This window comes from Lyngbya aestuarii BL J (assembly GCF_000478195.2).
In the GTDB taxonomy this organism is placed as follows: Bacteria; Cyanobacteriota; Cyanobacteriia; order Cyanobacteriales; family Microcoleaceae; genus Capilliphycus; species Capilliphycus aestuarii.
Genome location: NZ_AUZM01000125.1, coordinates 1 through 9,398, shown reverse-complemented (window position 1 = coordinate 9,398; position 9,398 = coordinate 1). Strand labels below are relative to the sequence as shown.

At 41.1% G+C, this 9,398-nt stretch carries 10 protein-coding genes; 6 read left to right on the top strand and 4 right to left on the bottom strand.

The window, feature by feature from the left end; all coding sequences use genetic code 11:
- Positions 1 to 183: 183 nt before the first annotated feature.
- Positions 184 to 900 (bottom strand): riboflavin synthase, encoded by a 717-nt coding sequence (ribE, locus tag M595_RS26360; RefSeq protein WP_023069635.1) that lies wholly within the window; start codon positions 898 to 900, stop codon positions 184 to 186.
- A 203-nt stretch (positions 901 to 1,103) separates the two neighbouring features.
- Here ribE and M595_RS26355 point away from each other — a divergent pair, with 203 nt between their 5' ends.
- The 4 genes from M595_RS26355 to M595_RS26340 all read left to right on the top strand — a co-directional run bounded on the left by M595_RS26355 (position 1,104) and on the right by M595_RS26340 (position 4,657).
- A complete protein-coding gene (locus M595_RS26355; RefSeq protein ID WP_040484722.1) occupies positions 1,104 to 1,613 on the top strand; it encodes a bifunctional nuclease family protein in 510 nt (169 codons plus the stop codon).
- A gap of 75 nt (positions 1,614 to 1,688) precedes the next feature.
- The gene (locus M595_RS26350; RefSeq protein ID WP_040484721.1) at positions 1,689 to 2,810 is read left to right on the top strand and encodes an aldo/keto reductase; all 1,122 of its coding nucleotides are present in this window, start codon (positions 1,689 to 1,691) and stop codon (positions 2,808 to 2,810) included.
- Positions 2,811 to 2,838: 28 nt separating this feature from the next.
- Positions 2,839 to 3,708, top strand: coding sequence for an alpha/beta hydrolase family protein (locus M595_RS26345; protein ID WP_023069636.1), 870 nt, complete (start codon positions 2,839 to 2,841; stop codon positions 3,706 to 3,708).
- 109 nt (positions 3,709 to 3,817) lie between these two features.
- Positions 3,818 to 4,657: an alpha/beta fold hydrolase gene (locus M595_RS26340; protein ID WP_023069637.1), complete on the top strand. Its 840-nt coding sequence runs from the start codon at positions 3,818 to 3,820 to the stop codon at positions 4,655 to 4,657.
- A gap of 173 nt (positions 4,658 to 4,830) precedes the next feature.
- Here M595_RS26340 and M595_RS26335 read toward each other — a convergent pair whose 3' ends face one another.
- The gene (locus M595_RS26335; protein WP_023069639.1) at positions 4,831 to 5,634 is read right to left on the bottom strand and encodes a phospholipase D-like domain-containing protein; all 804 of its coding nucleotides are present in this window, start codon (positions 5,632 to 5,634) and stop codon (positions 4,831 to 4,833) included.
- 197 nt (positions 5,635 to 5,831) lie between these two features.
- Between M595_RS26335 and M595_RS26330 the strand changes: the two genes are divergently transcribed.
- Both M595_RS26330 and M595_RS26325 read left to right on the top strand, forming a co-directional pair.
- Positions 5,832 to 7,247, top strand: coding sequence for a P-loop domain-containing protein (locus M595_RS26330; RefSeq protein ID WP_023069633.1), 1,416 nt, complete (start codon positions 5,832 to 5,834; stop codon positions 7,245 to 7,247).
- A gap of 4 nt (positions 7,248 to 7,251) precedes the next feature.
- On the top strand, positions 7,252 to 8,334 hold the full coding sequence (locus M595_RS26325; protein WP_023069640.1) for a WD40 repeat domain-containing protein: 1,083 nt from the start codon (positions 7,252 to 7,254) through the stop codon (positions 8,332 to 8,334).
- Positions 8,335 to 8,399: 65 nt separating this feature from the next.
- Here M595_RS26325 and M595_RS26320 read toward each other — a convergent pair whose 3' ends face one another.
- Both M595_RS26320 and M595_RS26315 read right to left on the bottom strand, forming a co-directional pair.
- Positions 8,400 to 8,579, bottom strand: coding sequence for a hypothetical protein (locus tag M595_RS26320; RefSeq protein WP_152983627.1), 180 nt, complete (start codon positions 8,577 to 8,579; stop codon positions 8,400 to 8,402).
- A 232-nt stretch (positions 8,580 to 8,811) separates the two neighbouring features.
- The coding region (locus tag M595_RS26315; protein ID WP_023069638.1) for a glycosyltransferase at positions 8,812 to 9,398 on the bottom strand (587 nt) is incomplete at its 5' end.

Sequence of the window (9,398 nt, the reverse complement as noted above, 5' to 3'; positions counted from 1 at the left end):
TAGGGAGATGGGGAGGTGGGGAGTTGCGAGGTGGGGAGGTGGGGAGGTGGGGAGGTGGGGAGATCTTGCCTCTTGCCTGTTACCTGTTACCTCTTGCCTGTTACCTGTTACCTTTTGCCTGTTGCCTTTTGCCTGTTACCTGTTACCTCTTGCCTGTTGCCTCTTGCCTCTTGCCTATTCCCTTTAACTAAATCCATGTTCGGCGAGAAAATCGGGGGTAATTTCTTCTATTGTAGAAATAGGGGACATTTCGTCGAAAACGGGAGAGGTGTTGGGATGGGGGGCGCTTCTGAGGAATTTGGCAACATATTTCCCTAGAATGTCGGCTTCGAGATTAACCCAACTGCCGGGCTTGAGGCACTTTAGATTGGTTTCGTCATAGGTGTGAGGAATAACGGCAACTTGAAACCCATTCCCGCGCGCGTCGCATTCGGCAATGGTGAGACTGATGCCGTTGATGGCAATGCTACCCTTGGGGACAATGTAAGGGGCGATTTGTTGCTCCCATAAGTGTAAGCTTTCTCTGGGTGCGGTGAACTGCATTTCCCAGGAACTGGCTGTTTGAACCGAAGACTGCAAGCATCCAATCCCATCAACGTGACCTGTTACGAAGTGTCCGCCTAACTTGCTACCTGCACGGAGAGAGGTTTCGAGGTTAAAATAGCCGTTGAGATCTTGTCCTAATGTTGTCCGACGCAGCGTTTCTGGAGAGGCTGTGGCGACAAATCCTCCTTCTACGATTTCGACAACCGTTAAACAGACTCCGTTGACTGCAACACTGTCACCAATGGCTAAATCTTCTAAGATTAAATCAGTTTGACCGGAAACGCAGGAAATTTGAAACTGTTCGTCTGTTCGGGGCCGAATTACTCCCAACGCTTGAATTAATCCTGTGAACATGGCATTTTTTCAGTAGGGGATCAATGTTAAGTGAACAAATCTGAATTCACGTATGACTTGAAAGCTGAGTTAGATCCGCACAGCGGGTCAAACAAAAATCAATTGTTGATTTCAGGAAATTTCAAGGCATACTGGAATGCAGGATGTTCTTTCTACGGGTTTTATCACTCGTTTGCCTAAAGTATTCTATCGAGGCTGAGTCGATGATTGAAATGAAAGTCGCCGGAATCGCGCTAGATGCTGCTACTCGCAGTCCCATCGTTCTTCTGAGGGATGCTTCAGAACGACGTGCCTTGCCTATTTTTATTGGTCAGGATCAAGCTCGATCCATAATCGGCGCATTGGAAAACCATAAACCCCCTCGACCGTTAACTCACGATTTGTTCGTGAATTTAATGGATTCTTGGGATATGACTTTAGAACGGATTGTAATCCACTCTCTGCAAGATAATACCTTCTATGCGGTTTTAATTGTGCGTCAAGGGGACATCAAAAAGGAAATTGATGCTCGTCCGAGTGATGCGATCGCTCTGGCTTTACGCACAGATAGCCCAATTTGGGTGATGGAAGAAGTGGTTGCAGATGCTTCAATTCCGGTGGATCGTGAGGCTGATGAGGCTGAAAGACAGGCTTTCCGAGACTTTGTGTCTAATCTGAGTCCGCAGGATCTGATCAAACGCTCTGATTTTCGCAAAAAAGATGAAGCTCAATAGTCGGAGTTCGGATGGCTGATGGTTTGATTAACAAAAATTTAGCTCCATTTCCCAATCTCAAATCTGAAATTAAAAATGCGTTATCGGCGGTTTGGTAAAACCGAGCTACGCCTTTCTGTGCTTTCGCTTGGAACCATGCGATACCTGGCGTCGGCCGAAATTGCGGGGCAAACAGTGCAGCAGGCAGTATCCAAGGGGATTAATCATATTGAGACGGCAAAAGGGTACGGACAGAGCGAACGGTATTTGGGTGCTGCATTGTTAGCCGGATTGCCTGTAGCGCGATCGCAACTTCATATCACATCAAAACTCACCCCGTCGGCCGCTCCGAGCGAGATGGAACGCGGGGTTGATGAGTCCCTCGAACGCCTAAATTTAGATTATCTTGACTGTTTGGCCCTTCACGGGATCAATACCGGGGAACATCTAGATCGGGCGATACGGGGAATCTCCGGGGTGCAGAAGACTCTTGAGGATGGTCGAGTCAGACATATTGGGTTTTCGACCCACGCCCCCCTGGAGGTCATACTCGCCGCGATTAATACACATTTGTTTGAATTTGTCAATCTGCATTATTACTATTTTTTTCGGCGCAATGCGGCCGCAATTGAGTTAGCCAGTCAAAATGACATGGGGATATTTATTATCTCCCCGGCTGATAAGGGCGGACAACTTTATACTCCATCTCCGCGTTTAGAACGGTTGTGTCAGCCTTTTTCTCCTCTGATGTTAAATTATCGCTTTTTATTAAGCGATCGCCGAATTACCACTTTAAGCGTGGGGGCGGCGAACCCGGAGGAGTTGGACTGGCCTTTGACGGTGGCCGATCAAGATGGGGAGTTAACACCGGAGGAAAAGTCTGTTTTAGACCGTTTAGAGGCGACTCAGCGCTCTGTTTTGGGAAGTGAACGGTGTAGTCAGTGTTATGAGTGTTTACCCTGTCCTGAAGCCATTAACATCCCGGAAGTGTTGCGGTTGCGAAATTTGGCCGTTGCTTACCAGATGACGGAGTTTGGAAAGTATCGGTATCGAATGTTTGAAAATGCGGGTCATTGGTTCCCAGGGAGTAAGGGAAACCGTTGTACGGACTGTGGAGACTGTTTACCTCGTTGTCCAGAAAAGTTGGATATTCCGACGTTACTTCGGGATACTCATCACCGTTTAAAGGGGAAAGAAGGGCGACGGCTATGGGAATAAATAGCAAGAAAAAGGAGAGGATTGGGATATGTTTCAACCTGTATGTGAACTAAATCAAGTTAAAAGTTATTCAACAACTATTACCACAAATCGGGATACGGCTGATATTTATTATCCCGATTTATCCCTATTGAAAAACCAGGCTTTTAAATTTCCAATTGCTTTATTTTTACAAGGATTTGAGGTTGATAAATTATATTATAGTCTATTTTCGCGGTTAATTGCTAGTGCTGGATTTGTGGTTGTCGTTCCCAATCATATCCCACCGGGTCGAACTTATCTCGCGCCTGAACTTACACAAATTAAAGCGATTTTAGATTATTTTAAAAGTGATACAGTTCAAGACAATTCTAATCTTGTAGATTGTGTTGACTCAGAAAAACTGGTTTTATTGGGTCATTCTTGTGGTGGAATTACAGGTTTAGAAGCGATTCGATATCAACAAACCATTGAGACAATTTCCGGTCAGCAATATATTAGACCTCCTGAGTTGGTTGGTGGTGTTTTTTATGGAACTAATCTGTTGAGAAAAGAAGCAGGATCAGCAATGATTGAAAATGCCGGAATTCCGATTGCTTTAATAGCAGGAGAACTCGATAGTATTGTTTTACCTGAATTGACTCAAAGAACCTATAAAAATCTAGCGGATAGTCCGAAGGCTTTGATTACAGTCAAAGGGATAAATCATTATGGAATCACTGATGTTTCTCAGCCTAAAGATGGGCCAGAAGAAGAAAATAAACCTCAAATTCAACAAACAGAATCCGTTCAAATAATTGCGGAGTGGAGTGGATTGTTTTTACAGGCTTATATTCTTCAGCAACAAGCTTCTCTAGAGAAGTTATCAAGTTATCATGATTTTTTGAATGAACAAGTGAGTGTAGTTTGTGAGGGATAATTTTTCGATCTTGTTCTCAAGTCACTTCCAAAATGTTCGGTTTTGATCAAAAAAGGAGCAAAATTGCAGTATAATATCTCCTACATTTGAATAAACAATAATTGTTACCTTGGATAAAAATACAATCAAAATCGGATCATTAGAATGGTTTTATCGGGAAGCCAAACCGGAAAAGACCGATAAATCTCCTGTTTTACTCTTACATGGGTTAGTGTCTCAGAGTTACAGTTGGGTCATATTGATGGAAGAATTAGCCGCTAAAGGCTATCGGGCGATCGCACCAGATTGGATCGGGGCTGGGTTTTCTTCCAAAGCTGATAAACGGGATTTTGCTTATACTCCTGATGCGTTTTTGAAGGCATTATCGGAGTTTATTGAAGCCTTAGAATTAACTAAATTTCATCTGGTTTTACAGGGTTTTTTGGGTTCTGTTGGTTTACAATATGCGTTGCAAAATCCTGATAAAATTGACCGTTTAATTGTTCTGAATACGCCTGTTTCATCTACGGCTAAACTCCCCTGGAAAATCAAACAAATGGGTTTACCGTTTGTCGGGGATATGATGGTACAAGATCCGCTACTTGTTGATCGAACGTTGGAAGGGGGAAGCGGTTATGTGATCGAAGATAAAGATTTGGATGTTTATCGCAGTCCGTTTTTAAAAAGTTCTGCGTCTGGGCGATCGCTGTTGGCTACCATTAAAAATTTAAAGCTGAAAGAAGCGATGGCGGAAATTTCAACTGGGTTTAAAACTTGGGAAAATCCGACTCAAATTATTTGGGGAGTTGCAGATCCGTGGTTGGGTGTAGAACAAGCGGAAGAATTTGCTAAGTTGGTTAGAGGTTCGGAGTTAGTGAAGTTAGAAAAAGCCGGACATTATCCTCAAGATCATTGGCCCAAAGAAATTAGCGAATCGTTGTTATTGTTTTTGAGAAAACAAGCCGTTTAAATTTTTACCTAAATCCCCCTTTTATCTCCCTAAACTCCCCTAAATCTTCCGCCCCCGTGACCCCCAACATTGGGGGTATTGGGGGTAGAAGGGGGACTTTAAGTACACTTACCTCCTGCTATTTTACCCTTTCTAAGAAGGGCTAGAGGGGATAAATCATCTAATTCCCTAAATTAACTCGCCTTAACAATAGCAAGAGAATTATCGAGGGCGATCGCATTTCCGTAGGGGCTTAAATTCGCCCAAAGGGGAGAAAAGAAACGGTTGTGAAGGTTCATAACCTGAGCGAGATTTGTCACTAATTCAACGTTATCATAGCCCTGTGCGGCTTTACGCCATGCGGTTAGAGTCAGATTTGTACTTCCTTTAAAGGCGATCAAACCATCAATTACAATTAACTTTTGATGGGGAACAGTCGCCCAATTTTTAGCATCATAAACAGTTTTTAGTTGTAAATTGGGGGATTCCTGGCTGTAGTTTTGGAGTTCATCCCGCAGCCAAAGTTTATCGGAAGTTAGGGCGATAATTCCCCGAACGGGTATTTTTTGAGCCAGTAATTTCAACGCAAATAAAAAGTCTCGACTGATGCCAAAACTATTAATATGAACAAAAGATTGGGCTTGGTTGAGACTGTCTAAAAGAGCGGAAACGGGTGGATAATAACTGTTGTTTGGGCGCATTTTTTGAGCGATAGAAGCTAATTTTTTGGCGTGTTCGATGAAATTTTCAAACTCAATATAGAGATTTAAGGCTTTATAATGATTGCGAAAACTTTCGTATTTTTCAGCATTTATTTCACCGGGAACAACTGTCTCTACCCCACAAACCGGACAGGGAATATTTCCCTTTTGATTACAATGGGAAATAGACTTTAGCAAGCCTAAACACTTCTGACAATGGGCGCGAGGGGGTTTTAAATTCAGCAAGGTTTGTAAGTCAAAACCGAATTTATTTTGAGAAGAATTGAGTGAATACATCGTTAAATATCCTGAACTTTTACAATTTAATTTTGATTTATCTTGAGAAGAATTACGAGTGTAAATAGGGATAAGATTTGGGGAAGTCTTCCCGACAGTTTGGGGGAAATGGGGAAGTGAGTTTTCCCTATTTTCCCTGTTCAACTTTGTCTAACTCCGCTACAGTAGGAATAAACTAACTTTAGGAGAGTAAAATAATGTCAGATAAACGTTTAGGCTTGACTGAGGAAGAAAGACAAAAACTGAAAGAACTCTATAAAGAGAAAGGATTTACTCAAGAGGAACTTGCTGAGAAAGCAGGTATTTCTCTGGATACTCTCAAGCAAATGTTGGGGACTAGAAAACCCGATCTTGTGGATAAATTTCAAATTGAAAAAGTAGCTGAGGCTTTGGGTTGTGATCCGACCGAGTTTATGAATCCTCAACGTTGGAATATTGACAAAAGCAAATACACGGGAAGATTTCAGGGATTAATTGAGGAAAAAATACGCAACTTTGTAGGGCGGGAGTTTGTTTTTAATGCGTTTGCAAAATTTATCGAAACTCACGATAGAGGATATTTTACAGTAGTGGGCGATCCGGGAGAAGGAAAAAGTACAGTTGCGGCGAAATACGTGAACGATCATTCCTCTTGTCTCTATTATTTCAATATTTATAACGATAGTAAAAGTCGAGCGGATAAATTTCTAAAAAGTATTTGTCAGCAACTAATTTGTGAGTACGGGTTGGAAGATTATCAACCGGACTCGTTACCGCAAGAAGCCACAGAAGATAGCAACTTTTTAAAGGATTTACTTCAACAAGTTAGTGATAAACTCAAACCCGATGAAAAAGTAGTGATTGTGGTTGATGCTTTGGATGAAGTCAATCTGAGTGATCAACAAAACGGTTCTAATATACTATATTTACCCCGATATTTACCCAAAGGCGTTTATTTTCTGCTGACTCGTCGTCGAGAGTTAGAAACTCGGTTATTGTTTGAAACCCCTCAAGAGATCTTTGATTTCAAGGACTACACCGTGTACAGTCGAGAAGATATCAAAAACTATATTTATCTCTTTTTTGAGGATGAATTTAAAAACTCGTTAAATGGGTGGATTGTTAATCAAAATCTCAACAAGAAAGAGTTTGTCGAGACATTGGCGGAGAAAAGCGAAAATAACTTTATGTATTTGAGGTATGTGTTACCGGAAATTGCCAAAGGTTATTATCAAAATTTACAGATAGAAAATCTACCCCAAGGTTTAACCTCGTACTACGAAGACCATTGGCGGCGAATGGGAATGCAGGATAAACCCTTACCGAAGTTAAAGATTAAGATTGTCTATATTCTCGGAGTGTTGCGTAAACCCGTTTCTCGTCAGTTAATTGCTAAATTTGTGAGTGTAAAAGATGAAATAATCGTTCAAGAGGTACTCAATGAATGGTCACAGTTTTTGCATTTTAGTCAAATTCAAGGACAAACTCGCTATAAAGTTTATCATGCTAGTTTTGCTGATTTTCTCTCCCGCAAAGAGATCATTGAAGCCGCAGGAATTGAAATTATAGACATTCATGGATCGATAACGAATGCTTTGTTAGAAGATTTGGATACAACTGAAGACGAGGACTAAAATAATGGGTAAAATTGGCAACTGGTTAGCGAGAAAAACAGAAGAAGATAGAGAGTTTGTTTTAACCGAACTTATTTATCACTTGGTTGAAAACTCTCAGTTTGGAAAGGTGCATCGCTTTCTAACCGATTTTGAGTTTATGCAAGCCAAAATAAAAGCGGTGGGAATACAAGCGTTAATTGAGGATTATCAGCGTGTTGAACATCTGGAAACTGACGAAACTTTGAGACTGCTACAACGAACTTTTGAACTCTCGGATCATGTTCTCAATCAGGATAGAAATCAACTCGCTAGTCAACTCTGGGGACGACTTTTATCACATGAAAATAATCCCAAAATTCAACAACTTCTGCAACAAGCAAAACGATGTCAAACCTCACCTTGGTTGCGTCCAACTGTTCCTAATTTAACTCCACCCGGAGGAGCGTTAATTCGGACTCTTGTTGGACACAGTGGTTCGGTAAATGCAGTGGCTATCACTCCTGATAGTTCAAAGTTGGTTTCGGGTTCATGGGATAATACTATCAAAGTCTGGGATTTAGCGAGCGGAAAACAACTATTAACTCTCAGGGAACATAATTCTGTGGTAATGGCAGTTGCGATTAGTCCTGATGGCTCAAAGTTGGTTTCGGGTTCAAATGATAATACTATCAAAGCTTGGGATTTAGCAAGTGGAAAACAACTATTCAATCTTGGCGGACATGATGATCATGATGATTTAGTATGGGCAGTTGCGATTAGTCCTGATGGCTTAAAATTGGTTTCGGGAGCAAGTGATAATACTATCAAAGTCTGGGATTTAGTAACTGGAAAAAAACTATTAAGTCTTAGCGAATATAGTGTAGAACATAGTATAAATGCAGTCGCTATCAGTCCTGACGGTTCAAAAGTTGTTTCTGCTTCATCGGATAAAACTGTTAAAGTTTGGGACTTAAATACAGGAAAAGAAATGATTACCTTTATTGGAGATAGTGATTTTAATTGCTGTGCGATTAGTCCCGATAATCAAACGATTGTGGCGGGTGATAGTTCTGGAATATTACATTTTCTGCGGATAGAAGGCTTGGACGTGAACGGTGTTGATTGAACTGAATACTTATTCAATCACATCGGATACTTTACAGCGTTAAACGGGAGGGAATGCCAACACATTCAAGCTTGAACGTGAGGAAAATAGTCTTGATTTTGATGATTCGAGGGTTCTGCAAATCGGGAACCGCCATCGTTTTGAACGGGAGGTTTGGGCTTAAAAATTCCACAAATAATTGCTTCTTCAAGTAGAGGCGAACTGATTACCGAATTCACCAGACCAAACACACTAGAACTGATCATTGCAGTCAAAAACAATACATTAATAAGGCTCTTAAATTTCATCATATCACTCTGGAACTCTACTATTCACTCAGAGGAAATGGAGAAATTTTATGCAAATCCCGTTTTTCGTGTAACAGTGATTCCTCTGAACTCCGGTTGAGTGGGTGAGGTGAATAGAGAAATTAAATGGTTTGAAAAATTTCTCCTCCCCTTCTAGGAGAAAGAGTTAGGTGATAAAATAAGTTTTGTATTATAATAACTTCCGAAGTAATTGATCAATTTGTTGTCGGGTTTGCTCTAATTGAAAATTTTCATTGGCTTTATGATAAGCTTCTGTTGCAACATTGGCAGCTAATTCGGGGTTTTGATAGCAATTATTAATGACGTTAGCCAGTTCTTCTGAGTTACCCGGAGTAATCAGCCAGCCTGTTTTTCCAGGATTGACTAATTCGACGACACCGCCCGCAGCAGACGCCACAATGGGAGTTTTACACAGCATTCCTTCAATAATAACTCGTCCAAAAGGTTCGGGAGATGTGGAGGTATGAGCGACTAAATTACAAGCGGTCATTAAAGGTACAACATCAGAACAAAATCCTAAAAATTTGACTCTATTTTGGAGTCCTAAATCTGCCACTTGTTTGTGAAGTTTTTCGACATATTCTTGTTCTCCAAATAGTGCATCTCCGACTAAAATAGCAGTAACATTTTCAGGACAATGAGTTAAGGCTTCGAGTAGAATATGTTGTCCTTTCCAGGGGGATAAACGGCTAAAATGACCAACTACAAATTTACCTTCGAGTTCAAACTGTTTTTTAATTGTATTAACGTCTGAAG

What these genes read in the sequence shown, in the direction of transcription:
- ribE (WP_023069635.1), bottom strand. Translation starts at nt 900, where the DNA reads ATGTTCACAGGATTAATTCAAGCGTTGGGAGTAATTCGGCCCCGAACA.
- M595_RS26355 (WP_040484722.1), top strand. Translation starts at nt 1,104, where the DNA reads ATGATTGAAATGAAAGTCGCCGGAATCGCGCTAGATGCTGCTACTCGC.
- M595_RS26350 (WP_040484721.1), top strand. Translation starts at nt 1,689, where the DNA reads ATGCGTTATCGGCGGTTTGGTAAAACCGAGCTACGCCTTTCTGTGCTT.
- M595_RS26345 (WP_023069636.1), top strand. Translation starts at nt 2,839, where the DNA reads ATGTTTCAACCTGTATGTGAACTAAATCAAGTTAAAAGTTATTCAACA.
- M595_RS26335 (WP_023069639.1), bottom strand. Translation starts at nt 5,634, where the DNA reads ATGTATTCACTCAATTCTTCTCAAAATAAATTCGGTTTTGACTTACAA.
- M595_RS26330 (WP_023069633.1), top strand. Translation starts at nt 5,832, where the DNA reads ATGTCAGATAAACGTTTAGGCTTGACTGAGGAAGAAAGACAAAAACTG.
- M595_RS26325 (WP_023069640.1), top strand. Translation starts at nt 7,252, where the DNA reads ATGGGTAAAATTGGCAACTGGTTAGCGAGAAAAACAGAAGAAGATAGA.
- M595_RS26320 (WP_152983627.1), bottom strand. Translation starts at nt 8,579, where the DNA reads ATGATCAGTTCTAGTGTGTTTGGTCTGGTGAATTCGGTAATCAGTTCG.